Annotated in this window: 25 protein-coding genes and 2 riboswitches; of the genes, 18 read left to right on the plus strand and 7 right to left on the minus strand. The window is 72.1% G+C overall.

The window, feature by feature from the left end; genetic code table 11:
• Nucleotides 1-148 precede the first annotated feature (148 nt).
• Entirely contained in the window at nucleotides 149-706 is a 558-nt protein-coding gene (locus tag PV410_RS36700; protein WP_500330409.1) for a sigma-70 family RNA polymerase sigma factor, read from the plus strand.
• Nucleotides 703-1401: an anti-sigma factor family protein gene (locus tag PV410_RS36705; protein WP_500330411.1), complete on the plus strand. Its 699-nt coding sequence runs from the start codon at nucleotides 703-705 to the stop codon at nucleotides 1399-1401. Before PV410_RS36700 ends, PV410_RS36705 begins: the two co-directional genes overlap by 4 nt.
• A 61-nt stretch (nucleotides 1402-1462) precedes the next feature.
• Here the strand turns inward: PV410_RS36705 and PV410_RS36710 are convergent, their stop codons facing one another.
• Nucleotides 1463-1915 carry a MarR family winged helix-turn-helix transcriptional regulator gene (locus tag PV410_RS36710; RefSeq protein ID WP_500330413.1) on the minus strand — a complete coding sequence of 151 codons (453 nt, stop codon included), beginning with the start codon at nucleotides 1913-1915 and terminating at the stop codon, nucleotides 1463-1465.
• Nucleotides 1916-1984: 69 nt separating this feature from the next.
• Here PV410_RS36710 and PV410_RS36715 point away from each other — a divergent pair, with 69 nt between their 5' ends.
• The gene (locus tag PV410_RS36715) at nucleotides 1985-3073 is read left to right on the plus strand and encodes a YhgE/Pip domain-containing protein (protein WP_500330415.1); all 1089 of its coding nucleotides are present in this window, start codon (nucleotides 1985-1987) and stop codon (nucleotides 3071-3073) included.
• 85 nt (nucleotides 3074-3158) lie between these two features.
• A complete protein-coding gene (locus PV410_RS36720; RefSeq protein ID WP_500330417.1) occupies nucleotides 3159-3944 on the plus strand; it encodes a hypothetical protein in 786 nt (261 codons plus the stop codon).
• Nucleotides 3945-4001: 57 nt separating this feature from the next.
• Here PV410_RS36720 and PV410_RS36725 read toward each other — a convergent pair whose 3' ends face one another.
• The 4 genes from PV410_RS36725 to gcvT form a co-directional block, all read right to left on the minus strand.
• The gene (locus tag PV410_RS36725) at nucleotides 4002-5384 is read right to left on the minus strand and encodes an L-serine ammonia-lyase (protein WP_500330419.1); all 1383 of its coding nucleotides are present in this window, start codon (nucleotides 5382-5384) and stop codon (nucleotides 4002-4004) included.
• A gap of 155 nt (nucleotides 5385-5539) precedes the next feature.
• Entirely contained in the window at nucleotides 5540-6811 is a 1272-nt protein-coding gene (gene glyA / locus PV410_RS36730) for a serine hydroxymethyltransferase (RefSeq protein WP_500330421.1), read from the minus strand.
• Nucleotides 6812-6875: 64 nt separating this feature from the next.
• On the minus strand, nucleotides 6876-7256 hold the full coding sequence (gcvH, locus tag PV410_RS36735) for a glycine cleavage system protein GcvH (protein WP_499514124.1): 381 nt from the start codon (nucleotides 7254-7256) through the stop codon (nucleotides 6876-6878).
• Between the two features lie 85 nt (nucleotides 7257-7341).
• Nucleotides 7342-8454 carry a glycine cleavage system aminomethyltransferase GcvT gene (gcvT, locus tag PV410_RS36740; protein WP_500330422.1) on the minus strand — a complete coding sequence of 371 codons (1113 nt, stop codon included), beginning with the start codon at nucleotides 8452-8454 and terminating at the stop codon, nucleotides 7342-7344.
• A 51-nt stretch (nucleotides 8455-8505) separates the two neighbouring features.
• Nucleotides 8506-8632: riboswitch (glycine riboswitch) on the minus strand.
• A gap of 1 nt (nucleotide 8633) precedes the next feature.
• Nucleotides 8634-8735: riboswitch (glycine riboswitch) on the minus strand.
• A gap of 172 nt (nucleotides 8736-8907) precedes the next feature.
• Between gcvT and PV410_RS36745 the strand changes: the two genes are divergently transcribed.
• Entirely contained in the window at nucleotides 8908-9585 is a 678-nt protein-coding gene (locus PV410_RS36745; RefSeq protein ID WP_500330424.1) for an AAA family ATPase, read from the plus strand.
• Nucleotides 9586-9619: 34 nt separating this feature from the next.
• Here PV410_RS36745 and PV410_RS36750 read toward each other — a convergent pair whose 3' ends face one another.
• Complete coding sequence (locus tag PV410_RS36750; RefSeq protein ID WP_500330426.1) at nucleotides 9620-10375, minus strand: hypothetical protein; 756 nt, start codon at nucleotides 10373-10375, stop codon at nucleotides 9620-9622.
• A gap of 183 nt (nucleotides 10376-10558) precedes the next feature.
• Between PV410_RS36750 and PV410_RS36755 the strand changes: the two genes are divergently transcribed.
• Nucleotides 10559-11341 (plus strand): enhanced serine sensitivity protein SseB, encoded by a 783-nt coding sequence (locus PV410_RS36755; protein WP_500330428.1) that lies wholly within the window; start codon nucleotides 10559-10561, stop codon nucleotides 11339-11341.
• Between the two features lie 77 nt (nucleotides 11342-11418).
• Nucleotides 11419-12204 carry an enhanced serine sensitivity protein SseB C-terminal domain-containing protein gene (locus tag PV410_RS36760; protein WP_500330429.1) on the plus strand — a complete coding sequence of 262 codons (786 nt, stop codon included), beginning with the start codon at nucleotides 11419-11421 and terminating at the stop codon, nucleotides 12202-12204.
• A 173-nt stretch (nucleotides 12205-12377) separates the two neighbouring features.
• Here PV410_RS36760 and PV410_RS36765 read toward each other — a convergent pair whose 3' ends face one another.
• Entirely contained in the window at nucleotides 12378-13889 is a 1512-nt protein-coding gene (locus tag PV410_RS36765) for a DUF885 family protein (protein ID WP_500330431.1), read from the minus strand.
• Between the two features lie 323 nt (nucleotides 13890-14212).
• Here PV410_RS36765 and PV410_RS36770 point away from each other — a divergent pair, with 323 nt between their 5' ends.
• The 11 genes from PV410_RS36770 (at nucleotide 14213) to PV410_RS36820 (ending at nucleotide 26179) form a co-directional block, all read left to right on the plus strand.
• Nucleotides 14213-15205, plus strand: coding sequence for an ABC transporter permease (locus tag PV410_RS36770; RefSeq protein WP_499514131.1), 993 nt, complete (start codon nucleotides 14213-14215; stop codon nucleotides 15203-15205).
• A gap of 104 nt (nucleotides 15206-15309) precedes the next feature.
• Nucleotides 15310-17088: an ABC transporter substrate-binding protein gene (locus PV410_RS36775; protein ID WP_500330433.1), complete on the plus strand. Its 1779-nt coding sequence runs from the start codon at nucleotides 15310-15312 to the stop codon at nucleotides 17086-17088.
• A gap of 105 nt (nucleotides 17089-17193) precedes the next feature.
• Complete coding sequence (locus tag PV410_RS36780; protein ID WP_500330435.1) at nucleotides 17194-18192, plus strand: ABC transporter permease; 999 nt, start codon at nucleotides 17194-17196, stop codon at nucleotides 18190-18192.
• Nucleotides 18189-19304 carry an ABC transporter ATP-binding protein gene (locus tag PV410_RS36785; protein ID WP_500330437.1) on the plus strand — a complete coding sequence of 372 codons (1116 nt, stop codon included), beginning with the start codon at nucleotides 18189-18191 and terminating at the stop codon, nucleotides 19302-19304. Before PV410_RS36780 ends, PV410_RS36785 begins: the two co-directional genes overlap by 4 nt.
• Nucleotides 19305-19315: 11 nt before the next feature.
• Nucleotides 19316-20371 carry an ABC transporter ATP-binding protein gene (locus PV410_RS36790; RefSeq protein WP_500330439.1) on the plus strand — a complete coding sequence of 352 codons (1056 nt, stop codon included), beginning with the start codon at nucleotides 19316-19318 and terminating at the stop codon, nucleotides 20369-20371.
• Nucleotides 20372-20396: 25 nt separating this feature from the next.
• The gene (locus PV410_RS36795; RefSeq protein WP_500330440.1) at nucleotides 20397-21062 is read left to right on the plus strand and encodes a trimeric intracellular cation channel family protein; all 666 of its coding nucleotides are present in this window, start codon (nucleotides 20397-20399) and stop codon (nucleotides 21060-21062) included.
• Between the two features lie 82 nt (nucleotides 21063-21144).
• Complete coding sequence (locus PV410_RS36800) at nucleotides 21145-22314, plus strand: cysteine desulfurase family protein (RefSeq protein ID WP_500330441.1); 1170 nt, start codon at nucleotides 21145-21147, stop codon at nucleotides 22312-22314.
• Nucleotides 22315-22614: 300 nt separating this feature from the next.
• Nucleotides 22615-23778 carry a tRNA 2-thiouridine(34) synthase MnmA gene (gene mnmA / locus PV410_RS36805; protein WP_500330443.1) on the plus strand — a complete coding sequence of 388 codons (1164 nt, stop codon included), beginning with the start codon at nucleotides 22615-22617 and terminating at the stop codon, nucleotides 23776-23778.
• 86 nt (nucleotides 23779-23864) lie between these two features.
• Nucleotides 23865-24404 carry an LOG family protein gene (locus PV410_RS36810; protein ID WP_500330444.1) on the plus strand — a complete coding sequence of 180 codons (540 nt, stop codon included), beginning with the start codon at nucleotides 23865-23867 and terminating at the stop codon, nucleotides 24402-24404.
• Nucleotides 24405-24431: 27 nt separating this feature from the next.
• Nucleotides 24432-25121, plus strand: a complete 690-nt coding sequence (locus tag PV410_RS36815) for an SDR family oxidoreductase (RefSeq protein ID WP_500330446.1) — start codon at nucleotides 24432-24434, stop codon at nucleotides 25119-25121.
• Nucleotides 25122-25213: 92 nt separating this feature from the next.
• Nucleotides 25214-26179 (plus strand): methionine synthase, encoded by a 966-nt coding sequence (locus PV410_RS36820; protein WP_500330479.1) that lies wholly within the window; start codon nucleotides 25214-25216, stop codon nucleotides 26177-26179.

The following is a 26179-nucleotide window of genomic DNA, read 5'->3' on the forward strand; positions in this document are numbered from 1 at the left end:
GGGCGTGTGACCAGACACGGCCCGCGCCGGACGGCGGTTCAATGCCGGGCCGCGCGGTGTGAGGCGGCTCACCTGAACCCGCCCCGGGCGGGGGCCGTGTCTGCCTCGAGGCACCGCGGCACGGTCGGTGGGCGGACGGAGTGAGCGGATGGCGGCAATGCGGCCCCGTACCCGGCAGAGCCGGAGCACGAGCGACGAGGCGCTCGTCAGGGCGCTCTACGAGGAACACGGCAGGGCCCTGCTCGCGTACGCGACCCGCCTCACCGGCGACCGCGCCGCGGCCGAGGACGTCGTCCAGGAGACCCTGATCCGCGCCTGGCGCCATCCCGACGCGCTGCTCAACGGCAAGGGCTCGGTGCGGGGATGGCTGCTCACCGTGGCGCGCAACATCATCACCGACCGGCACCGGGCCAGGGCCGCCCGCCCCACCGAGGTGGCCGAGTCGACGGCCACCGGGCCGGTGGAGCGCGACCACGCGGAGGCGGTGGTGGACGCCGTGGTCGTCATGGAGGCGCTGGAACGGCTCTCCGCGGACCACCGCGACGTGCTGTACGCGCTCTACTTCCGTGGGCAGAGCGTCGCCGAGGCGGCCAGGTCCCTGGGCATCCCGCCGGGCACGGTGAAGTCCCGGTCGCACTACGCCCTCAAGGCGCTGCGCGACTTCTGCCGGCAGGGGCCCGTCTATATGGGGGAGGTCGCGGCATGAGCACGGGGGAGCGGCACGACGGGGAGGCGCTCACCGCCCGTGTCCTGGGCGCGCTGAACGAGGAGGAGGCCCGCGCCGTGGACGAGCACGTCGTGTCCTGCCGGCCCTGCGCCGCCGAACTCGGGGAACTGCGCTCCCTGGCACAGGCCTTGGGCGGCGTACCGCCGGAGGCCTTCCTGGACGGCCCGCCCGAGGACGGGGAGTTGTTGCTGCAGCGGACGTTGCGTCAGGTGCGCGCCGAACGCGCGGGCGCGCGGCGCCGCCGGTGGGCGGCCGCCGGGGTCGCGGCGGCGGTGGTGGCGGCCGGTCTCCTCCAGGGCGGTGTGCTCATCGGGGAGCACCGGGCCGGGCAGGCGGTCCGGCCGCCGGCCGCGGCCACGCCGCCGGGGGCCGCCCGCACCGCCTCGGCCACCGATCCGTCCACCGGCGCCCGGTTGACCGTGCGGCTCACCCCGGCCGCCGCCTGGGTGCGGCTCCACGCCCGCGTCGGCGGCATCCCGGCGGGGGAGCACTGCCTGCTGGTCGTGGTGGCGCGGGACGGCTCCCGGCAGATCGCCGGAAGCTGGGTGGTGTCGCCGACCGGGGAGGGCCACGGCGTCAGCCTGGACGGCTCGGCGGCGGTGGCCCCGGACGACGTCGCCGCCGTGCTCGTGGAGACCGCCGACGGCACGGCCTACGTGTCGGCGAAGCCCTGACCATCCCGGGAGCCGGGGGTCAGGCGGCCTGCGATGCGGGCGCCGGAGTCGACGTGAGCGTTCAATCACCCTCGGACAGCGCGTGCGGGTTGAGGGTCCCCAGCATCCGCTGCAGGTCGGCCCGGACCCGCTCGCGCTCGTGCGGGGCGAAGGGGGAGAGGGCCTCCTCCTCCGCGGGGGCGATGGCCCGCTCGGCGTGGAGCGCGAGCTCCTCGCCCTCGGGGGTGACGCTGATCTCGATGATCCGGCCGTGCGTCGGGTGTGCCCGCCGCATCACCAGTCCGCGCTCGGCCAGCCCTTGTACGGCGGTGCCCATGGACTGCGGTGTGACCCCGCACCGGCGCGCCAGTTCGGCGCTCGACATGGCCCCGTTCACGCTCAGGCGCATCAGGGCGCTGAACTGCGCCTGGGTCAGTCGCAGCGGACGCAGTGCCTGCTCGATGCGGATCGCGTACGCCTGCGAGAGCTGCCAGATCAGATAGCCGATGTGCTCGCCGGGGTCGCGCAAGGGCATGCCGGGCGCCTTCCTTTTGTCTGTTAACTTATATAAGTCAGCTTACATGTGTTCGGGAGGAGCTTCTCCGTGGCCGACAGCGTGCTCATCACCGACGCTCAACCGCCGGCGGAGCAGCCTCCATCACGCCACCGGCACCGGCACGTCCCGGGACCGCAGACCGACGCACCGCCCGCCCGGGCGGGACTGACCGGTCCGAAGGCCGTGATCACCCCGGTGATCACGGTGCTCGTCGTCGGGCTCTCCTTCGTGAGCGTCTTCCTCGCCGCCTTCCACACGCCCACGGCGCACCGGCTGCCGGTGGCCGTCGTCGCCTCGGACCACTCGGCGGCCCTGTTCGACGTCCGCCTCCAGCGCATCGCGCCCGAGGCCTTCCAGGTCGACCGGTACCCCGACGCGGCGTCGGCCCGGCACGCCGTGGAGCACCGGCAGGCCTACGCGGCCTACCTGTCCGAGGACGGCGAGCAAGAGGTCGTCTACGCCGGCGCGAACGGCCCCGCGGTGTCCGGCCTGCTCACCCCCCTGGCATCCGTTCCGCACGGCGAGGGCCACAAGATCCCCGTGGTCGACATCCTGCCGCTGTCGTCCGGTGACAGCAGAGGGCTGTCGGTCTTCTACGCCTCCTTCGGGCTGATCCTGGCAGGGTTCCTGTTCGGCCAGCTGACCTACCAGGTCGCGCCACGGCTCTCCTTCAACCAGCGCGTCCTGAGCATCGGTCTCTTCGCCGTCCTGGGCGGCCTGGCCACCACCCTGATCGCGTGTACGGCCTTCGGCGCGATCCCCGGTTCCTTCCTCGGGATCTTCGGCGTCGTCACGCTCATGGCCGGTGCGGTCGCCGCCGCCACCGTCGCGCTCATCCGCGTCTTCGGCCCGGCCGGGGTGCTCCTGGGCTCCATCTTCATGCTCATCATCGGGAACGCCACCAGCGGCGGCGTCCTCCCGCCGTCCTTCCTGCCGCGCTGGCTGGAGCCACTGGCCTCCGTCATGCCGGCCGGTGTGGGCGTCCGTGCCATGGACGGACTCGCCTACTTCCACCACGACGGCCTGACCCGCGGGATCGTCATCCTCTGCTGCTGGATCGCGGCGAGCGTGGGCACCATGTTCCTGCTCGACCGCATCGCGTCCACCTCGGGGATCGTGCACGCGGCCACCCGCTGAGCGCGGACGGCTGCTCCCCGGGTCGTACCCCGCCCGCCTTCCCCGGGAGGACGACCGGCCGCGCCGGCCCCGGCAGGCTGGGCCCATGGCGACGACCACCACCCCCGCCGTGCCGGGACGGACGCAGGACGGCCCCGGCGCGGCCGACCGCCTGTGCCACGCGACCGGAGCGCTGCTGATCCTGTCGGGCCTGTTCCACCTCGGCGTCCTCGCGGTGGACGGCGGCCCGTGGGACGGGCCGGTGTCCTGGCGCAAGCCCGTGACCTTCGGGCTCTCCTTCGGCCTGACCCTCGTCGCGGTCGCCTGGGTCACCTCGTACCTGGACGTCGGAGCGCGCCTGCGCACCGTCCTGCTCGCCGTGTTCGCCGCCGACTGCGTGCTCGAGGTCGGCGGCATCACCTTGCAGGCGTGGCGGCACGTACCCTCGCACCTCGACATGGAGACCGGCTTCGACACCGCCGTCTCCATGACGCTCGCGGCCGGCGGCGCCGTGCTCGTCGCCGTCCTGTCGGCCTTCGCCGTCGCGTCCTTCCGGCGCCGCCCCACCGGCCCCGACGGCATGCCCCTCGCCCTGCGCTCCGGATTCGCGATCCTGCTCGTCGCCCTGCTCTCCGGCGCCGCCATGATCGCCCGCGGCGTCCACCTCACCCGCACCGGCCACCAGAGCGCCGCCTACGCCTCCACGGCCCCCCTCAAGCCCCTCCACGGCGTCAGCCTCCACGCCGTCCTCGTCCTCCCCGCCCTCGCCCGGCTGCTGTCCCGCACCCGGCTGGCCGCCCCGGCGAAGACGCGCATCCTCCGCGCCGCCGTCGCCCTCTACGTCCTCGCGGTCGCCGCGACCGGCGTGTGGGCGGTGCTCACGTACCGCTGACGTCGCCCACGGGGACGACGCTCCCGCGGTCCGGGCGGGCCGGGGTCCGGGGCGGCGTCAGCACTCGATGACGTTGACCGCGAGGCCGCCGCGGGCGGTCTCCTTGTACTTGACCTTCATGTCGGCCCCGGTCTCCTTCATGGTCTTGATGACCTTGTCGAGGGAGACGTGGTGCCGCCCGTCCCCGCGCATCGCCATGCGCGCGGCGGTGACGGCCTTGACCGCGGCCATGCCGTTGCGCTCGATGCAGGGGATCTGGACGAGCCCGCCGACGGGGTCGCAGGTGAGCCCGAGGTTGTGCTCCATGCCGATCTCGGCGGCGTTCTCGACCTTCTCCGGGCCGCCGCCGAGGACCTCGGCGAGGCCGCCCGCGGCCATGGAGCAGGCGGAGCCGACCTCGCCCTGGCAGCCGACCTCGGCGCCGGAGATGGAGGCGTTCTCCTTGAAGAGCATGCCGATCGCGCCCGCAGCGAGCAGGAAGCGGACGACGCCGTCCTCCTTCTCCGCCTCCGTCGACTGCCCGGCCACGAAGTTCACGTAGTAGTGGAGCACGGCCGGGATGATGCCGGCGGCGCCGTTGGTGGGGGCGGTGACGACGCGGCCGCCCGCGGCGTTCTCCTCGTTGACGGCCATGGCGTAGAGGGTGACCCACTCCATGGCGTGCGCCACCGTGCTGCCCTCGGCGCGCAGCTGGCGGGCGGTCGCGGAGGCGCGGCGGCGGACCTTGAGGCCACCGGGGAGGATGCCCTCGCGGGTCATGCCGGCCTTCACGCAGTCCTGCATGACCTGCCAGATCTCCAGCAGGCCCGCGCGGATCTCGGCCTCGGTGCGCCAGGCCTTCTCGTTCTCCAGCATCAGGCCGGAGATGGAAAGACCGGTCTCCCGGGTGAGCCGGAGCAGTTCGTCCCCCGTGCGGAACGGGTACTTCAGCACGGTGTCGTCGAGCTTGATCCGGTCCTCGCCGACCGCGTCCTCGTCGACGACGAAGCCGCCGCCCACCGAGTAGTAGGTCTTCTCCAGCACGGGCGCACCGCCCTCGTCGTACGCGAAGAGCGTCATGCCGTTGGCGTGGTAGGGCAGCGAGCGGCGTCGGTGCAGGATCAGGTCGTCCGAGACGGAGAACGGGATCTCGTGGACGCCGAGCAGGCTGATGCGGCCGCTGCCGCGGATGTGCTCGACCCGCTCGTCGGCGGTCTCGACGTCGACGGTGCGGGGGGAGTGGCCCTCCAGGCCCAGCAGCACCGCCTTGGGGGTGCCGTGGCCGTGGCCGGTCGCGCCGAGCGAGCCGAACAGTTCGGCGCGCACGGAGGCCACGCCCGCCAGCAGGTCGTCGTTCTTCAGCCGCTGGGCGAACATCCGCGCGGCGCGCATCGGGCCCACGGTGTGGGAGCTGGACGGGCCTATGCCGATCGAGAAGAGGTCGAAGACGGAGATGGCCACGGTGCGATGACTCCTCGGGTTCGCGGACCCCGTTGTCCGCGGGCGGCCGGCGGGATCACCGCCGGGGTGGTACGTGTTGCGGCGTGGGTGCGCCGCACCTGTTCCAGTGTGCGGGACCGCCCTCGTGGCCGGCCCCGCACACCGGGTGACGCTCGCTACTTCAGGCCGGGGTACAGCGGGTGCTTCTCGGCCAGGGCGGTGACCCGGGCGCCGAGCGCCTCGGCGGTCCCCGCGTCGAAGCCCGGCTTGAGGGCCTCGGCGATGACGTCGGCGACCTCGCGGAAGTCCTCCGCGTCGAAGCCGCGGGTGGCCAGCGCCGGGGTGCCGATGCGCAGACCCGAAGTGACCATCGGCGGACGCGGGTCGTCCGGGACGGCGTTGCGGTTGACCGTGATGCCGATCTCGTGCAGCCGGTCCTCGGCCTGCTGTCCGTCGAGCTCGCTGTGGCGCAGGTCGACCAGGACCAGGTGCACGTCGGTGCCGCCGGACAGCACCGAGACGCCCGCCCCGGTGACGTCGGGCTGCGTCAGCCGCTCGGCGAGGATCTTCGCGCCCTCCAGGGTGCGGACCTGGCGGTCCTTGAACTCCTCGGTCGCCGCGACCTTGAAGGCGACCGCCTTCGCCGCGATGACGTGCTCCAGCGGGCCGCCCTGCTGGCCGGGGAAGACCGCGGAGTTGATCTTCTTGGCGAGCTCGGCCTTGGACAGGATGACGCCGCCGCGCGGGCCGCCCAGCGTCTTGTGCGTGGTCGTGGTGACGACGTCCGCGTACGGCACGGGGGAGGGGTGCAGCCCCGCCGCCACCAGGCCGGCGAAGTGCGCCATGTCGACCATCAGGTACGCGCCGACCTCGTCGGCGATCCGCCGGAAGGCCGCGAAGTCCAGCTGCCGCGGGTACGCCGACCAGCCGGCGATGATCAGCTTCGGCCGGAACTCCTTGGCGAGGCGCTCGACCTCGGCCATGTCGACCTGACCGGTCTCGGCGTCCACGTGGTAGGCGACCACGTCGTACAGCTTGCCGGAGAAGTTGATCTTCATGCCGTGGGTCAGGTGCCCGCCGTGGGCGAGGTTCAGACCCAGGATCGTGTCGCCGGGGTTCAGCAGCGCGAACATCGCGGCCGCGTTGGCCTGCGCGCCCGAGTGCGGCTGGACGTTGGCGTGCTCGGCGCCGAACAGCGCCTTGATCCGGTCGATCGCGAGCTGCTCGACGACGTCGACGTGCTCGCAGCCGCCGTAGTAGCGACGGCCGGGGTACCCCTCGGCGTACTTGTTGGTCAGCACCGAGCCCTGGGCCTGGAGCACCGCGACCGGAGCGAAGTTCTCCGAGGCGATCATCTCAAGGGTGGACTGCTGGCGGTGCAGTTCGGCGTCGACGGCGGCGGCGACGTCGGGGTCGAGCTCGTGCAGTGAGCGGTTGAGAAGCGACATCAGGGGGGTCATCCGTCCGGAGGTCGGAGTGGACAGGGCGCAGCGGTCGGGAGGTCCCGAGCGGTCAGTTGCCGGTGAAGGCGGTGTACTCGTCCGCGGAGAGCAGGTCGGCCGGCTCCTCGGAGATCTTCACCTTGAACAGCCAGCCGCCCTCGAAGGCCGCCGAGTTCACCAGCGAGGGGTCGTTGACGACGTCCTCGTTGACCTCGGTGACCTCGCCGGAGACCGGGGCGTACAGGTCGCTGACCGACTTGGTGGACTCCAGCTCACCGCAGGTCTCGCCCGCGGCGACCGTGTCGCCGACCGCCGGGAGCTGGACGTAGACGACATCGCCGAGGGCGTTCGCCGCGTGCTCGGTGATGCCCACCGAGGACACACCGTCCGCGTCGGCGGCCGAGACCCACTCGTGCTCCTTGCTGTACCGCAGCTGCTGAGGGTTGCTCATGGCGTGAATTCTCCTGGATGACGGTATGTGCTGGTGAACGGCTGTCTTGACAGGTGGGACGGCTGTGCCGGATGTGACCGGTGCCTCAGCGCTGCCGCTTGTAGAACGGTAGGGCGACCACCTCGAACGGCTCATGCGTACCGCGGATGTCCACGCCCACGCCGGAGGCGCCCGGGGTGGCGTGCGCGGCGTCCACGTAGGCCATGGCGATCGGCTTGCCCAGGGTCGGGGACGGGGCGCCGGAGGTGACCTCGCCGACCACCTCGCCGCCCGCCACCACCGGGTAGCCCGCGCGGGGGACCCGGCGGCCCTGCGCGACCAGGCCGACCAGCTTGCGCGGCGGCGCGGCCTCGGCCTTCGCGGCGGCGGCGGTCAGGGCCTGCCGGCCCACGAAGTCACCCGGCTTGTCGAACTTCACGACCCGGCCGAGCCCGGCGTCGAAGGGGGTGAGCGCGGTGGTCAGCTCGTGCCCGTACAGCGGCATGCCCGCCTCCAGGCGCAGCGTGTCGCGGCAGGACAGGCCGCACGGCACCAGGCCGGCGTCCGCGCCCGCCTCGGTCAGCGCCTGCCAGAGCTTCTCCGCGTCGGCCGGGGCGACGAACAGCTCGAAACCGTCCTCGCCGGTGTAGCCCGTGCGGGCGATCAGCGCGGGGACGCCGGCGACGGTGCCGGGCAGGCCCGCGTAGTACTTCAGCCCGTCCAGGTCGGCGTCGGTGACCGACTTGAGGATCCCGGGGGACTCCGGGCCCTGGACGGCGATCAGCGCGTACGCGTCCCGGTCGTCGCGGACGGCGGCGTCGAAGCCCGCCGCGCGCTCGGTCACCGCGTCCAGGACGACCTGGGCGTTGGAGGCGTTGGCGACGACCATGTACTCCTGGTCGCCGAGGCGGTAGACGATCAGGTCGTCGAGGATGCCGCCGTCCGGCGCACAGATCATCGTGTAGCGCGCACGGCCCACGGCCAGCGCCGAGATGTGGCCGACCAGCGCGTGGTCCAGGGCCTCGCCCGCGGCCGGACCGGTGACCGTGATCTCGCCCATGTGGGACAGGTCGAAGAGACCGGCCCGGGTCCGCACGGCGGTGTGCTCGTCGCGCTCGCTGGCGTACCGCAGCGGCATGTCCCAGCCCGCGAAGTCGGTCATGGTGGCGCCGAGGGCGCGGTGCAGCGCGTCCAGTGCGGTACGGCGGGGTTCACTCATCGGGCGGGCTCCCAAGGCAAGGAAACGACGGATAGGGCCATGACGGGCAGGCCCTCCCCATCTGTCATCGGAACCTGAGAGGTTCACCTGGACCCTCCGAGCGGAGGAGTCCCGGTTTGCACCTTGGGTGGGACGGCGCCCCGTCGGCCGGGGCGGACTCGTCCGCTTTTCAGATGTGCCTCGGACGCGCGGTATCTGTGCCTGAGAGATTCAAGGGAGGACTTGCTCCTTCGGCGCCCCACCCCGCCGTAGCGGTGCGGAAACTCTCCCGCGCGGCCTCGAACGGCCGGTATGAGATTGAGGCCGCCATCATTGCACGGGCTCCCGCCGTTGTCGCGATCGCGTCCCGGATGTCCCGGTCCGGTTCCGATCCGGTAGTAACCCCGCCGTTCCTCTGGGTAGGCAAAGACACAGGATTTACCATTTCTTGAACGTCGGACCCGGAGGCGAGCTGTGCGGTGGCAGAGTGCGTATGCGACGGCCGGAGGCCCGGCCGTGTCCCGGCCGGTACCGGCGCGGGCCGGGGGAGCGCGCCGCGGGGGCCGGGCCGTGCGGCCGCGCCGGCTCCTCGACCTGCGGCGGGGGCGCCGGCCCGTGCGCACCCTGCGCTACCCGGCGGGCGACGTGCTGGTCGTCTCCGGCCTCCCGGGCGGCGGGAAGAGCACCCTCATGCGGCGCGCGACGGGCGGTGCCCGCCTGATCGACTCTCAGGACGTACGGGAACGCTGGCAGGCCCGGCTGCCGCGGCAGCTGCCGTACGCCCTCTACCGCCCCCTGGTGCGGATCGCGCACTACGCGGGGTTGTGGCGGGCGCTGCGCTCCGGCGACAGCGTCGTCCTGCACGACTGCGGCACCCTGCGCTGGGTGCGCGCCTGGGTCGCCCGTCAGGCCCGGCGCCGCGGGCGGGGCATGCACCTGGTGCTGCTGGACGTCCCCTTGCGGACCGCGCTGGACGGCCAGCGCGAACGCGGCCGGGGGGTGTCGACGTACGCCATGGTCCGGCACCGCAACGCCTCCCGCCGCCTGCTGGCGGAGGCGGAGGCCGGCCGGCTGCCCGCGGCGTGCGCCTCGGTGGTCCTGCTGGACCGCGAAGCGGCCCGGGAGCTCGAGGCCATCGACTTCGACGGCTGAGCGGCCGGGCCGCGACGCGTGAGGGACGGTACCGCTACGGAACCTGCGGTTCCGCCGCGCCCTCCGGCGAGAGCTGCCCGTCGGGCGAGAGCTGCCCGTCGGGCGAGAGCTGCTGCCCCTGGTCGTTCAGGGGGAGCGGCAGCGGGATCGGCAGCGGCAGTGCGCCGGTGAGCAGCTTCGGCACCGCCAGCAGCAGGGCCTGCAGGTCGGCGACGACGGTGGCGACACCGGCCGTCACACCCGCGAGGTCCTTGGCCAGCACCTTGGCCAGCAGGTCCGTGACGTCCTGGACCAGCTTGGTGAGCGCGTTCTTGACGTCGGTGACGGCGTCCGCGGCGCCCTGGTCGCCCGGCCCGCCGATCTGGTCGACGGCGCTCAGGTCACCCGGCTGGCCGGGATCGGCCGGCTCCGGGCCCGGTTGTGGCGCGCCCGGATCGTAGGCCGACGGGTCGGTGACACCGGGAGATACCGCACCAGCCTGGTCGAGAACCGAGGCCAGCTGCTGGCTCGCCTCTTCCAGACCCCTGCGGAGTTCCTCCAGTTTCGCCGAGTCAGGGGCTTCGACCTGGGCTTCCTGGGTGAGCTTGGCACCGATGGACAGCGTGTCACCCAGCTTGGCGATGAGTTCGGCGTTGCCCGTCTGCGCCGCGCGGGCGGCGAGGTGCTCGACCTCGACGGCCGTGCTCCGGGTGGGGGCGTGGGCACTCGCGACACCGCCGGTGAGGCCCATCGTCAGCGAGGCGCAGACAGCCGCCGCTATGAGGGTGGAGTTGATCCTGGTGATGCGCATGTCGAGATATCTCCCGGTTGAGGGTTTTCTCCTTGCTCGTCCTACCTTCGGAGCCGTAGTGACGCTTCGCAACCGGACGATCGCATCGTGTGACGACCGCGGGATGCGGGGGTCGCGCGCGCCCGTCGCCGGATAGGGTTTCCACGGAGCGCACCACCACAGGAAATTGCGAGGCGAGACGCAGTGAACATCCCGGGGCAGCGGATACCGGACGGCTTCGCCCCGGCGGGCCACGGTGGGGGCGGCTGGCCCGCCAACGAACTCGAGGAAGTGCTCTCCGCGGCACTCGGCGACCCGGGTGCCACGGCCCGCGTCCTGGAGGTACTCGGGCGCTCGCAGTTGTGGATCCCGCTGCCGAACGGCGGCGGCCCCGACAGCACCGACCTCGACCTGCCGACCCTCGAACTCGAAGGCGGCGTCTACGTGCCGGTCTTCAGCTCCGAACAGCAGTTCCTCGCCGCCGGTTCCGGCATGAGCTTCGCCGTCGCCCCCGCCCGCGAGTTCGCCCGCGGGCTGCCCCCGCAGCTCGGGATCGCCGTGAACCCCGGTGGCGCGGTGGGCATCCCGCTGCCGCCCGCCGCCGTGATGGAGCTGTGCCGCACCGACCGCGAGCCCGGCACCCCGACCGGGGCCCGGGTCCGGCTGTGGGAACCCTCGCCGGACGAGGAGCCGGTCGACTTCCTGGCCGCCGCCGCGGGCGAGTTCGCCGTGCTCCCCGTCGTGCTCTCCGCCCGCCGCGCGCTGGCCAGCGTCGAGGGCGATCCCGCCACGCTCTTCGTCGGCGTCGAGCTCGACCGCTGGCAGGAGGAGGACCGGGCCGCCGCCATGGCCGCCCTCGGACGCGCGCTCGGCGCCGTACCGCTGCCCTGGCAGGTCAACCTCGTGCTGCTGGACGTCGCACAGGACCCCATCGGCGACTGGATGCTGGAGCGCGTGCGACCCTTCTATGTCGGCACGGGCGCATAACCTGGGTCCGACACGACACCCGAGGCATTCGGCGAAGCAGACGACGCGGACGAGGCAGACGCGGAAGGGCGGGACACGTGAGCGCCGGCGTGGGAGGGGGCGGGGGCCTGGAGCATGCGCTCCGGCAGGTGACGCCCGGTAGGTACGACGCCTACGAGGAAGTGCTGCGGACCCTCGCCGACAGCCAGGTGTGGATGCTGCTCTGGCAGGGCACCCCCGGCGGGGCGGACGCGCAGTACGGCAACATGGAGGTCGCCGGCCACGGCTACGCGCCCTGCGTGACCTCACCGCAGGAGTTCTCCGCCTGCGGCTGGAACCGGGCCCACGAGGTGGTCTCCGGTCGGGAGATCGCGGCCTCGCTCTTCCCCGACCGGTGGGGCCTGTGGCTCAACCCGCACACCCCCGGCGGCGGCGTCGGCATCCCCTGGCTCGACCTGCGGCGCGTCTGCCTCGGGCTCGACCGCTCCCCGGCCGGACCGCTGCGGATCGGCGAACCGGCGCTCCAGATCCCCCAGTACTACGCCCTGTTGTCCCAGCAGGCCCATCGCACCCCGGCCGTCCGCTCGCTGCGGCGCGCATGGGTCCAGCCCGCGCTGGGCGAGCCGTACCTCGCGATCGGCGTCGACCTCTACGACGCCGGGCCCCAGGCCGCGGAAACGGTGCGCCTGATGATGCAGTCCGCCCTCGGGGCGGTGCCGCAGGGGCTGCCGGTCGCCACGGTCGCGCTCACGGACGAGTACGACCCGGTGGGCATGTGGATGCGGGCCTCCGCGCAGCCCTTCTACTCCCGCGACGCCCACGGCGCACCGGGTGCGCCCGGTGTCCCCGGTACGACGTACGGCTGGGCCCCCCAGCCCTACTGACGCCTCCGGCGGTTTCCGCCGTCCGGTGCGTCGGTCCGCCGGCGGCTTGCGCGCCGTCGCGCCTGCGGCGGACTTTTCCCGCCCGCCCACCCGTGCGGCGCCGTCGGCGGCAACGGGCGGGCGGGAGACAGCCCACCACGACCCGCCCCGCACGGCGCGCCGCAGGCCACCCCTCACAGGACCGCGTCGATGAGCCCCAGCGGCGGGCTCCCCAGCTCCAGCAGCGCCCCGTGGAACCGCTGCAGCGAGAACTCGGGCCCCCAGGCGCGCCTGGCCCGCTCGCGCAGCCGCATGATCTCCAACTTGCCCCAGGTGTAACGGCCGTACGCCGCGTCGAAGGTGCCGCGCCGTGCCTCGGAGGCCGCGCCGGCCCGGGCGAGGTGGGCGTCCCGCATGAAGCGCTGCGTGGCGTCCTCCAGCGTCATCGCCCCCGTGTGCAGCCCGATCGCGCACGCGAGCCGGGTGACGCGTACGAGCGCCTCCAGGGCGACGCCGATCGCGAAGCGGGGGTCGCGGGCCCGGAAACCCTCCTCGAGGCAGACCTCCTCGACGTAGTGCGCCCAGCCCTCGCAGAAGGACAGCGAGTGCAGGACCCGCCGTACCTGCGTGGGTGCGTGCCGCAATGCCCTGCCGTGGGCGAAATGGCCGGGCGCCACCTCGTGGACGGTGATCGCCGGCAGGCTCGTACGGCTGAAGACCGAGAGCCACTCCTCGCGTTCCTCCTCCGGCCAGTCCGGCTCCGGCGGGGTGACGTGGTACCAGGAGGCGGAATCGGGCTCCTCCGGGGCGGCCCAGGTCATCATCGCCATGGACCAGCGGCGCGACGGCGGCGCCGGCCCGACGAGGCAGTCGCCGTCGAGCCAGGGCACGAGCCCCCGCTGCCGGGTGAACTCGATGACCTCGTCCGTGAGCCGGGCGGCCTCGGGGATGACCCCGTCTGCGTCCGGATGGTCGGCGAGCAGCCGGGGGATGAGCTCGTCCACGGTGGCCTTGGGGTCCAGTCGTCCGCAGGACTCCGTGAGGAGCCCGGTGAGCCGGTCCCGCTCGCGCTCGGCCTCGTCGGCGAGTGCCGACAGGTCGACCCGCAGGCCCTCCTGACTGCCCATCAGGAGCGTCAGCGCCTCCCCGCCGAGCCGTGGGTCGGGGTCGCCGGTCTCCGCGGCGCGGGCGATGTGGTCGACCAGCCGGGCGTGCGCGGCGAGCGCGGGACCGGCCTCCGGCTCCCGGTCCGGATCGAGGTCGGCGGCCAGGCCGCGGACCGCCCCGAGGAGTGCCCCGGCGACCGGCGCGCTCACCCGGTCGAGCGATGCGATGGCGGCGTCGACGGCGTCCGGCCACTGCTGGAGGTGGCGGCTGCGGGCCTGGGCCAGCTCCTCGCGGGGCGCGTACTCGCGGTCGTACGCGGTGAGTTCGAGGTTGGACAAATGCGGATATGGGTCACGCCGGTGCAGTTCCAGCTCGCCGTACTGGACCTTGAGGGTGTCCTCGAAGACCGACAGGTGCCGCTCGTCGTGGGGGTCGGGAAGGGCCGGTTCGCGCAGCCGGGCGTGGGCGAGCGAGGACAGTCCGCGGCGGACGCCGTCGGGTGACAGGTCCTGCACCTGGCCGTCGTACTCGTGGAGTCCCGCCATCTCCCTGACCACGGGGACCATCAGGTCGCACACCGAGCGAAGCCGATCATTCATGGCATCGAAGGTAGCGACTCCTCTTGCATCGCGGCGATCTGTCAACGCGCGTAACACTGCGGTAATAACGGACGAAGGCTCACCACATCACGGTTGCGCATCGCTTCCCTGTGGGGTCTGGCGCGTGATCCACGCCCCATGAAGACTCGCGCACCAAGGCCGCTCACACGTCGCCTTAACGATTCATCACAAGCCAAACACACAGCCCAGCGCCACCGCACCACCATCAAGAGCTGCGCCCGACATGGTCGGTCCGCTCCGTCGACCCGGGCGGACGGCCAGGCGAAGCCGGCCACCGCCGGCAGGGGGATGCACGAGGAGACATGACAGCACCGCTGCACGACACCGCCGAGACGGCCGTCGCCGACGTCGCCGCCGACATACCCGCGAAGGCCATCGAGGGGCGTTCGCCCGGGCGTATCGCCTGGATGCGCCTCAAGCGCGACAAAGTGGCGCTGGCAGGCGGCGTGATCGTCGTCTTCCTCATCCTGGTCGCGATCTTCGCCCCCCTCATCGTCAGCGCCCTCGGTCATCCGCCGAACGACTTCCACGAGAACAAGATCGACCCGCTCTTCGGCACCCCCACCGGCAAGTGGGGCGGCATCAGCGGGGATTACCTCTTCGGTGTGGAGCCGGTCAACGGCCGCGACGTCTTCAGCCGCATCGTCTACGGGACGCGGATCTCCCTGCTGGTGGCCTTCCTGTCGGCGGTCGTCGCGGTGGTCCTCGGCACCTTCTTCGGCATCATGGCCGGTTACTTCGGCGGCTGGGTCGACGCCGCCATCGGCCGCGTGATGGACGTCCTCCTGGCCTTCCCCCAGCTGCTCTTCATCATGTCCCTGGTCTCGGTCATGCCGAACTCGCTGCTGGGCTTCAGCGGCACCGGCGTGCGCATGGGCGTCCTGGTCGTCGTCATCGGGTTCTTCGGCTGGCCGTACGTCGGGCGCATCGTCCGCGGCCAGACCCTGAGCCTGAGGGAACGCGAGTACGTCGACGCTGCCCGCAGCCTCGGTGCCGGCCGCGGCTACATCCTCTTCCGGGAACTGCTGCCCAACCTCGTCGCCCCGATCACCGTCTACGCGACGCTGATGATCCCGACGAACATCCTCACCGAGGCCGCCCTGAGCTTCCTCGGGGTCGGCGTGAAGCCGCCCACCTCGTCGTGGGGACAGATGCTGTTCAAGGCGCTGTCCTTCTACGAGACGGACCCGATCTTCATGCTGATCCCGGGCCTGGCGATCTTCATCACCGTGCTCGCCTTCAACCTCTTCGGTGACGGCGTACGGGATGCGCTGGACCCGAAGGGCTCCCGCTAGCCCTCGCACACCGCCCCTGCCATTCCCGTCAGGTGGCTTCTCACCGAGAAGGACCGCAGGTCCGCCGAAAGTCGCGGACCGCGAATCACGGAGGTTACGAAAAAGTGACATCCCCACGCTCATCGAGGCGCAGGCTGGCCGCAGGGACGGCCGTCGTGGTCGCCGCACTGCTGTCCACCGCCGCTTGCGGCGGCGGAGGCGGCGGTGGCGGCAAGTCCGACGGCAACGCCAAGGCCCCCGGATTCAACGCCGCTGTCAACAAGGTGGCGAACGCGTCCGACAAGAAGGGCGGCACGCTCAAGTTCATCGGCACGCAGGACGCCGACTCCTGGGACCCGCAGCGTGGCTACTACGGCTTCATGTGGGACTTCGCCCGGTACTACACCCGTCAGCTGGTCTCCTTCACCCCGGAGCCGGGTCTGGGCAGCACCACGCTGAAGCCGGACCTCGCGACCGGCCTCGCGAAGGTCAGCGACGGCGGCAAGACCTACACGTACACCCTGAAGGACGGCCTGAAGTGGGAGGACGGCTCCCCGCTGACCTCCAAGGACGTCAAGTACGGCATCGAGCGCATCTGGGCGCAGGACGTCATCTCCGGCGGCCCGATCTACCTGCAGCAGGTGCTCGACCCCAAGGGTGAGTACAAGGGCCCGTACAAGGACACCTCGCCCGACAAGCTCGGTCTGAAGGCCATCGAGACGCCGGACGACAAGACCATCACCTTCCACCTGGCGACGCCGAACAGCGACTTCGAGCAGATGCTCGCGATGCCGTCCGGCTCCCCGGTCCCCGCGGCCAAGGACACCGGCGCGAAGTACGGCCTCAAGCCGTTCTCCAGCGGCCCGTACAAGTTCGAGTCGTACACGCCGAACAAGTCGATGGTCCTGGTCCGCAACACCAACTGGAGCGCGTCCACCGACGACCTCCGCAAGGCGCTGCCGGACAAGATCACGGTCACCCTGACCACCAACGCCGACGACATGGACAAGCGCCTGATCAACGGCGACTACGACCTGGACCTCAACGCCACCGGCGTCGGCCAGGCCGCGCGCGCCGAGGTGCTCGGCAAGAACAAGGGCAACGCCGACAACCCGGACACCGGCTTCATCCGTTACGCGGTCTTCCCGACCACGGTCAAGCCGATGGACAACATCCACTGCCGCAAGGCGGTCATCCTCGCGGCCGACCACAAGTCGCTGCAGACCGCCCGTGGCGGCCCGCAGGCCGGTGGCGCCATCGCCCCCAACATGCTCCCGCTGGGCATCAAGGGCGCCGACGCCAACTACGACCCGTACAACGTCCTGAAGGACACCTCGGGCAACGTCGAAGAGGCCAAGAAGGAGCTCAAGGCCTGCGGCCAGCCCAACGGCTTCAAGACCACGATCGCGGTCCGCAACAACAAGCCGATCGAGATCGCCACGGCCGAGTCGCTGCAGGAGTCGCTGAAGAAGGTCGGCATCACCACCGAGCTCGACGAGTTCGACGGTGCGCAGACCTCCGGCATCATCGGTGCCCCGAAGACGGTCAAGTCGAAGAACTACGGCATCATCATCATGGGCTGGGGCGCCGACTTCCCGTCGGGCCAGGGCTTCCTCCAGCCGCTGGTCGACAGCCGGTTCATCCTGGAGAGCGGCAACAACAACTTCGCCGAGATCAAGGACAAGTCGATCGACGGCCTGTTCGACCAGGCGCTGCAGCAGACCGACCCGAACGCCGCGGCCGATCTGTACAAGCAGATCAACCAGAAGGTCTCCGAGGGCGCGTACTACCTGCCCTTCACCTTCGAGAAGAACATCATCTGGCGCAGCTCCCGCCTGACCAACGTCTACACGGCCGACGCGTACAACGGCCGCTACGACTACGCGTCGCTGGGCGTGCAGTAACAACCCTCGAATCGATCGAGTGCCACACCCGCTAGGCACGAAGGGCAGGTGATGGCCGCGTGCGGCGGCCCGGGGAACCCCCGGGCCGCCGCCGGGCCGAGCACAGTGCTTGCATACATCATCCGGCGACTGTTCGCTGTCGTCGTCATGTTGCTGGTCATCACGTTGGTGACCTTCGGGATCTTCTTCCTGATCCCCAAATGGGTCGGAGTCGACCCCGCCACCTACTTCATCGGGAAGCAGGCGGATCCGGCCTCCCTCGAGGGCATTCGGAAGAAGATGGGCCTCGACGATCCCATCCTCGTGCAGTTCGGCAAGTTCCTGTGGGGGCTGTTCGCCGGGCGTGACTACGCCAACGGCGCGGACGTCACGCACTGCCCCGCTCCTTGCTTCGGCTACTCCTTCCGCAACGAGCAGGCGATCTGGCCGGTCCTGACGGACCGTCTCCCGGTGACCCTGCAGCTGGCCGCCGGCGCCTGCGTCATCTGGGTGATCGTCGGCGTTGGCACCGGTGTCGTCTCCGCCCTCAAGCGCGGCTCCGTACTGGACCGCTCCCTGATGACGGTGGCGCTGGCCGGCGTCTCGCTCCCCATCTACTTCACCGGCATGATCGCCCTCGCGGTGGTCGTCTACGGGCTCGGATGGATCGACGGCCAGTACGTGCCGTTCGGTGATTCACCATCCGGCTGGTTCGGCGGCATGCTCCTGCCCTGGATCACGCTCGCGTTCCTCTACGCCGCCATGTACGCCCGGATGACCCGGGCCACCATGCTCGAGATCATGGGCGAGGACTACATCCGCACCGCGCGTGCCAAGGGCCTGCGCGAGCCGGTCGTCATCGGCAAGCACGCCATGCGCTCGACGATGACCCCGGTGCTCACCATCCTCGGCATGGACCTCGGCGCCCTCGTCGGCGGCGCGATCCTCACCGAGACGACGTTCAGCCTGCCCGGCATCGGCCAGGCGGCGGTGAAGGCGATCTCGGACAAGGACTTCCCGCTGATCCTCGGCGTCACGCTGATCGCGGCCGTCGCCGTGGTGGTGGCCAACCTCCTCGTAGACCTGCTGTACGCCGTCGTCGACCCGCGCGTGAGGCTGTCATGACCGACCTCCCCATCCAGAAGTCCGGCACCGGGGCGGATGCCGCGCCGAACGAGCCGGTGGCCGGGAAGGCGGGGCAGCCCGCGGCGTTCCTGGAGGTCCGCGACCTCAAGGTGCACTTCCCGACCGACGACGGTCTGGTGAAGTCCGTCGACGGCCTCTCCTTCCAGCTGGAGAAGGGCAAGACCCTCGGCATCGTCGGCGAGTCCGGCTCCGGCAAGTCGGTGACGTCCCTGGCGATCATGGGTCTGCACCGGGCCGGCCAGTACGGCCGCAGCAGGGCCCGGATGTCCGGCGAGATCTGGCTCGACGGCAAGGAACTGCTCTCGGCCGACCCGGACGAGGTCCGTCGGTTGCGCGGCAAGGACGCCGCGATGATCTTCCAGGACCCGCTGTCCGCGATGCACCCCTACTTCACCGTCGGCGCGCAGATCGTCGAGGCGTACCGGGTGCACCACGACGTGTCCAAGGCCGTGGCCCGCAAGCGCGCGATCGAGATGCTCGACCGCGTCGGCATCCCGCAGCCCGACAAGCGCGTCGACGACTACCCGCACCAGTTCTCCGGGGGCATGCGGCAGCGCGCGATGATCGCCATGGCGCTGTCCAACAACCCCGACCTGCTCATCGCGGACGAGCCGACCACCGCGCTCGACGTGACCGTGCAGGCGCAGATCCTGGACCTCATCCGGGACCTGCAGAAGGAGTTCGGCTCCGCGGTCATCATCATCACCCACGACCTCGGCGTCGTCGCCGAGCTCGCGGACGACATCCTGGTGATGTACGGCGGACGCTGCGTGGAGCGCGGACCGGCCGACAAGGTCTTCTACGAGCCGCAACACCCCTACACCTGGGGCCTGCTCGGCTCGATGCCCCGCCTGGACCGTGAGCGCACCGAACGGCTCAACCCGGTCAAGGGCTCGCCGCCGAGCCTCATCAACATTCCGTCCGGCTGCGCCTTCCACCCGCGCTGCCCGTACGCGGAGCTCACCGGCGGCGCCAGCACCACCGTCGTTCCGGAACTGCGCGAGGTCGGCAGCCGGCACCACGCCGCGTGCCACCTGGGCGCGGCGGACCGGGAGCGCATCTGGACCGAAGAGATTGCGCCGAAGCTGTGAAAGGCCAGGAGATGACGATCCCCCAGCAGTCGACCGCCGACGGGTCGGATGCGCTGCTCAAGGTGAGCGGCCTGGTCAAGCACTTCCCGATCACCAAGGGTCTGCTGCGGCGCCAGGTCGGCGCGGTCAAGGCCGTCGACGGCATCGACTTCCACGTCAACCCCGGGGAGACCCTCGGCGTGGTCGGCGAGTCCGGCTGCGGCAAGTCCACCATGGGCCGGCTGATCACCCGGCTGCTCGAACCGACCGGTGGGAAAATCGAGTTCGAGGGCCGGGACATCACGCACCTGGGCACCGCGGGCATGCGCCCGCTCCGCCGCGACGTGCAGATGATCTTCCAGGACCCGTACTCCTCCCTCAACCCGCGGCACACCGTCGGCACCATCGTCGGCGCGCCGTTCCGGCTGCAGAAGGTGCAGACGGAGAACGGGGTGAAGAAGGAGGTGCAGAACCTCCTGGAACTGGTCGGCCTCAACCCCGAGCACTACAACCGCTACCCGCACGAGTTCTCCGGCGGTCAGCGGCAGCGCATCGGCATCGCCCGCGCGCTGGCGCTCAAGCCCAAGCTCGTGGTCGCGGACGAGCCGGTGTCGGCGCTCGACGTCTCCATCCAGGCCCAGGTGGTCAACCTCCTGGACGACCTGCAGAGCGAGCTCGGCCTGACCTACGTGATCATCGCGCACGACCTGTCGGTCATCCGGCACGTGTCGGACCGCATCGCGGTCATGTACCTCGGCAAGATCGTCGAGGTCGCCGACCGCGAGGACCTGTACACCAAGCCGATGCACCCGTACACCAACGCGCTGCTCTCCGCGGTGCCGGTGCCGGACCCGAAGCGGCGCGCCAAGCGCGAGCGGATCCTGCTGACCGGCGACGTCCCGTCGCCGATCGCCCCGCCGCCCGGCTGCCGCTTCCACACCCGCTGCTGGAAGGCGACCGAGGTCTGCAAGACCACGGAGCCCCCGCTGGCCACCCTGGCCACCGGGCACCAGGTGGCCTGCCACCACCCGGAGAACACCGGCGACTCCGGCAGCGGCGCGGCCGGGAAGACGGCCGAAAAGGCCTAGCCACCCACCCGGCACAATGGGGCCGGTGCAAACCGAACTGTTCAGCCACTCCGTCCAGCACGTGCTCGATCTCGTCGGAATCTTCGTCTTCGCGATCTCCGGCGCGCTGCTCGCCGTACGCAAGAACTACGACGTCTTCGGCATGGCGGTCCTCGCAGAGGTCACCGCGCTGGGCGGAGGGCTGATCAGGGACCTGATCATCGGGGCGGTCCCGCCGGCCGCCTTCACCGACCTCGGCTACTTCCTGACCCCGCTGATCGCCACCACGGTGGTGTTCTTCCTGCACCCCCAGGTCGAGCGGATCAACACCACCATCAACATCTTCGACGCCGCCGGCCTCGGCCTCTTCTGCGTCGCCGGCACCACCAAGGCCTATGACTACGGCCTCAACCTCACCGCCTCCGCCACCCTCGGGCTCGCCACCGCCGTCGGCGGCGGCGTCCTGCGCGACCTGCTCGGCAACGAGGTCCCCTCCCTGCTGCGCTGGGACCGCGACCTGTACGCGGTGCCGGCCATCGTGGGGGCCACCGTCGTGGTCGTGCTCATCAAATTCGAGGCCCTGACCCCCGGCACCGGGGTGCTCGCCGTCATCAGCGCCTTCGTCCTCAGGCTGCTGGCCATGCGCTTCCACTGGCGCGCCCCCCGTGCCTGGCACCGGCGCACCACCGCGGCGGAGGAGCTCCACCTGTAGCGGGGCACCACCCGGCGCGGTGGGCCCCGGGACGGGCCTCGGTCCGGGAGGGGGCCGCGGCGCCCGTAGAATCACGCTCATCATGGCCTACCTCGACCACGCCGCCACGACCCCGATGTTGCCCGAGGCCGTCGAGGCGATGACCGCGCACCTCGCCGTCACGGGCAACGCATCCTCCCTCCACGCGGCCGGCCGCCGGGCCAGGCGCACGGTGGAGGAGTCCCGGGAGTCCCTGGCCGCCGCGCTCGGCGCCCGCCCCAGCGAGATCGTCTTCACCGCGGGCGGCACCGAGGCCGACAACCTGGCGGTCAAGGGTCTGTACTGGGCCCGCCGCGACGCCGACCCCCGGCGCACCCGGGTCCTCGCCAGCCCCGTCGAGCACCACGCCGTCCTCGACGCCGTCGACTGGCTCGCCACGCACGAGGGCGCCCGGGTCGAGTGGCTTCCGGTCGACGCCTACGGCCGCGTCCACCCCGAGGCCCTGCGCGAGGCCATCGCCCGCGACCCGGGTGATGTGGCCCTCGCCACGGTGATGTGGGCCAACAACGAGGTCGGCACGATCTTCCCGGTGGCGGAACTCAGCGCGGTGGCCCGGGAGTTCGAGGTGCCGCTGCACTCCGACGCCGTCCAGGCCCTCGGGCAGGTCGAGGTCGACTTCGCGGCGTCCGGGCTCGACGCGATGACCGTCACCGGGCACAAGGTCGGCGGGCCGTACGGCGTCGGGGCACTGGTGCTCCGGCGCGAGATCGGCCCGGTCCCCCTCCTCCACGGCGGCGGCCAGGAGCGCGGCGTACGCTCCGGCACGCTCGACGTCCCCGCGGTCGCCGCGTTCGCCGTTGCCGGGACGCTCGCCGCGCAGCGGCGCGAGGACTTCGCCCGGGAGATCGGCGCCCTGCGCGACGACCTGGTCGCCCGGGTCCGCGAAGCCGTCCCCGAGGCCATCCTCAACGGTGACCCCGCCCCCGGCGGCCGCCTCCCCGCCAGCGCCCACTTCTCCTTCCCCGGGTGCGAGGGGGACTCCCTGCTGATGCTGCTCGACGCCCAGGGCATCGAGTGCTCCACCGGGTCCGCGTGCACCGCCGGCGTCCCCCAGCCCAGCCACGTCCTCCTCGCCATGGGCGCCGACCCCGACCTCGCGCGGGGCTCCCTGCGCTTCTCCCTCGGGCACACCTCGACCGCGGAGGACGTCGCCGTCCTCGGCGAGGCGATCGCCCCCGCCGTGGCCCGCGCCCGCAGCGCGGGCCTGATGTAGCGCCCGCGGCGGGCCATCCGTGGTGCGGTGCGCCGGTCCGTCGGCGGCTGCGTGCCCGTGTGTTCGCGGTGCCGGCGGTGGCGGTCAGTCGGCGGCCCGCGCGCCGTTGCGCCCGCGGAGGGCTTCTCCCGCCCGCCCACCCGTGCGGTGCCGTGGGCGGGTGCGGGTGCGGGTGCGGGTGGCCCCGGTGGGTGGCGCCTCTTTGCGGGCGGCTTGCGGACAGGGCCGGGCCGCTCGCCCCGCGTTCACGAAGACCGGCCCCGCAGGACGCCCCGGGGGCGCCGTACTCTAGGAGGCGCTATGACTGACTTCCCCGGTGCACCCACAGGCCCTGGCGACGGCCGTCGCCTCCGCGTGCTCGCCGCGATGAGCGGTGGCGTCGACTCGGCCGTGGCGGCCGCCCGCGCCGCCGATGCGGGGCACGACGTCACGGGCGTGCACCTCGCCCTGTCCGCGAACCCGCAGTCGTTCCGCACCGGAGCCCGCGGCTGCTGCACGATCGAGGACAGCCACGACGCCCGCCGCGCCGCGGACGTCATCGGCATCCCCTTCTACATCTGGGACCTCGCCGACCGCTTCCGCGCGGACGTCGTCGACGACTTCGTCGCCGAGTACGCCGCGGGCCGCACGCCCAACCCCTGCCTGCGCTGCAACGAGAAGATCAAGTTCGCCGCGCTGCTCGACAAGGCGATCGCCCTCGGCTTCGACGCCGTGTGCACCGGCCACTACGCCACCGTCGTGGCCAACCCCGACGGCTCCCGCGAGCTGCACCGCGCCTCCGACGCGGCCAAGGACCAGTCGTACGTCCTCGGCGTCCTCGACGAGCGGCAGCTGGCGCACGCCATGTTCCCGCTCGGCGACACGCTCACCACCAAGGACGAGATCCGGGCGGAGGCGGCCCGCCGTGGCCTGTCCGTGGCGAAGAAGCCGGACAGCCACGACATCTGCTTCATCGCCGACGGCGACACCCAGGGCTTCCTCGCGCGGCGCCTGGGCACCGCCGACGGCGACATCCTCGACGAGGACGGCAACCGCCTGGGCACCCACTCCGGCGCCTACGGCTACACCGTGGGCCAGCGCAAGGGGCTGCGCCTGGGCGTGCCCGCCGCCGACGGCAAGCCGCGCTACGTGCTCGACATCTCGCCGGTGAACAACACGGTGACCGTCGGCCCGGCCGAGGCGCTGGACGTCACGGCCCTGACCGCCATCCGCCCGCGCTGGTGCGGCACCGCGCCCGACGGAGCCGGGCAGCGCGCGTACACCGCGCAGCTGCGCGCCCACGGCGACGACGTGCCCGTCACCGCCGAGCTGGACGGCGGCGAACTGCGCGTCCGCTTCACCGGCGGGGCCGTCCGCGGCGTCGCGCCGGGCCAGGCGGTCGTGCTCTACGACGGCACGCGCGTCGTCGGCTCGGCGACGATCGCCACGACGGAGCGCAGCCGGCCGGCGACCGCGAGCGCCTGAGCGGCCCCGGCACCGGGCGCGGGGTACGGAACGGGCCGAACGGCCCCCCTGCCCGGCGCCCGGCGCCATGCGCGAGACTGGCCCGCATGAACATCTGCGTCTTCCTCTCCGCCGCCGACCTCGAGCCCCGCTACACCGAACCCGCCCGCCAGTTCGCCGAGTTGATCGGCAAGGGCGGGCACACCCTGGTGTGGGGCGGCTCGGACGTGGGCCTGATGAAGGTGATGGCGGACGGGGTGCAGGAGCACGGCGGGCGCCTGGTGGGGGTCTCGGTGGAGTTCCTCGCGGCCAAGGCCCGCAAGGGCGCCGACGAGATGGTGATCGCGGCCGACCTCGCCGAGCGCAAGGCGGAGCTGCTGGCCCGCGCGGACGCCGTGGTGGTCATGGTGGGCGGCACCGGCACGCTGGACGAGGCGACCGAGATCCTGGAGCTGAAGAAGCACGGGCTGCACACCAAGCCGGTCGTCCTGCTCAACACGGCGGGCTTCTACGACGGGCTCAAGGAGCAGTTCCAGCGCATGGACGAGGAGGGCTTCCTGCCGCTGCCCCTCACCGACCTGGTGTTCTTCGCCGAGGACGGCGTCTCGGCGCTCGCCTATCTGGAGGAGAACGCCGGCATCGTGTGAGCCGCGGGGGATGACAGCATGGAGCCCATGTCGATTCACCTGATCACCGGCGCCGGCTCCGGCATCGGCGCCGTCGTGGCGCAGCGCCTCCTCGACCGCGGCGACGAACTGTGGCTGCTGGCCCGCAACGCCGGACGCGCCAAGGAGCTGGCCGACCGCTTCCCGGGCGCGCGCACCCTCGTGGGTGACCTCGCGGAGCCGGAGCGGCTGTCCTGGGCGCTGGGCCACCAGTCGCCGCCGGACCGGCTGGACTCCCTGCTGCACATCGCGGGCGTCGTGGACCTGGGGCAGGTCGGCGAGCTGACCCCGAAGACCTGGAACCGGACGCTCGCCGCCAACCTCGTGGGCCCCGCCGAGCTGACCCGCCTCGTCCTGCCCCAACTTCGGCTCTCCCGCGGGCACGTGGTCTTCGTCAACTCCGGCGCCGGGCTCAACGCGCACGCGGAGTGGGGCGCCTACGCGGCCAGCAAGCACGGCCTCAAGGCGCTCGCCGACTCCCTGCGCCACGAGGAGCACGCGAACGGGGTGCGGGTCACCTCCGTCTACCCGGGCCGCACCGCCACGCCGATGCAGGCCAAGGTGCACCAGCAGGAGGGCAAGACGTACGACCCCTCGCGCTGGATCGCCCCCGAGTCGGTGGCGACGGCGATCCTGACGGCGGTCGACCTGCCGCGGGACGCCGAGGTCAACGACCTGACGATCCGGCCGGGAGCCTGACCGGCGCGCCGACGTAGGCTGCACCGGTGAGCACGGAAGCGACCGAAGCGAAGTTCCGGCTGCCCCAAGGGGCGGCCACCGGTGTGGGTTCGATGCCGGGAGGTGACGCGCGCGAGGCGGCGCGGACGGCGACCGGGGCGCTGGAGGCGCTGCCGTTCCTGCCGGAGCTGCCCGCGCGCGGCCCGGGCGCGGACATGATCGGCCGTACGCTCGGGATGCTCGTCGAGCTGTACGGGCGCGTGGAGCCCAGCGGATGGCGGTTCGGCGACCGCCCGGGCCGGGACACCCGCCGGGCCAGGGCGTGGCTGGGGGAGGACCTGGACGCCCTGGAGGAGTTCACCCAGGGCTACGAGGGCCCCCTGAAGCTCCAGGCGGTCGGGCCCTGGACGCTCGCGGCCTCCGTCGAGCTGAAGAACGGCGAGGCGGCGCTCTCCGACCCGGGCGCCTGCCGTGACCTGGCCGCCTCGCTCGGCGAGGGACTGCGGCTGCACCTGGAGGACGTGCGCCGGCGTGTGCCCGGCGCGAGGCCCGTGCTGCAGCTGGACGAGCCCTCGCTCACCGCCGTGCTCCAGGGCCGGGTCAGGTCCGCCAGCGGCTACCGCACGCACCGCGCGGTGGACCGGGGCGTCGTCGAGGGCGCGCTGCGGGACGTCATGGCGGCCGTCGGGGGTGGGGACGGCGTGCCCGTGATCGCGCACTCCTGCGCGCCGGAGGTGCCCTTCGCGCTGCTGCGCAGGGCCGGGGTGGCGGGGGTGTCGTTCGATTTCTCGCTGCTCACGGAGAGTGACTGGGACGCCTTCGGTGAGGCGGCGGAGGCGGGAACCGCGCTCTTCACCGGTGTCGTCCCGGGTACCGACGCCCCATTGTCGGACCCTGCGGGTAGCGTCGGTGGTGTTCGGGCGCTGTGGCGCAGGCTGGGGCTGTCCCCGGGGGAGCTGGGCACCTCCGTGGCGGTGACCCCGACCTGCGGTCTGGCCGGGGCCTCGCCGGCCTATGCCCGTGCCGCGCTCGTGCACTGCGCGAAGGCGGCACGCTCGCTCGTCGACAACCCTGAGTGA

Source organism: Streptomyces sp. PA03-5A (assembly GCF_033792725.1).
In the GTDB taxonomy this organism is placed as follows: Bacteria; Actinomycetota; Actinomycetes; order Streptomycetales; family Streptomycetaceae; genus Actinacidiphila.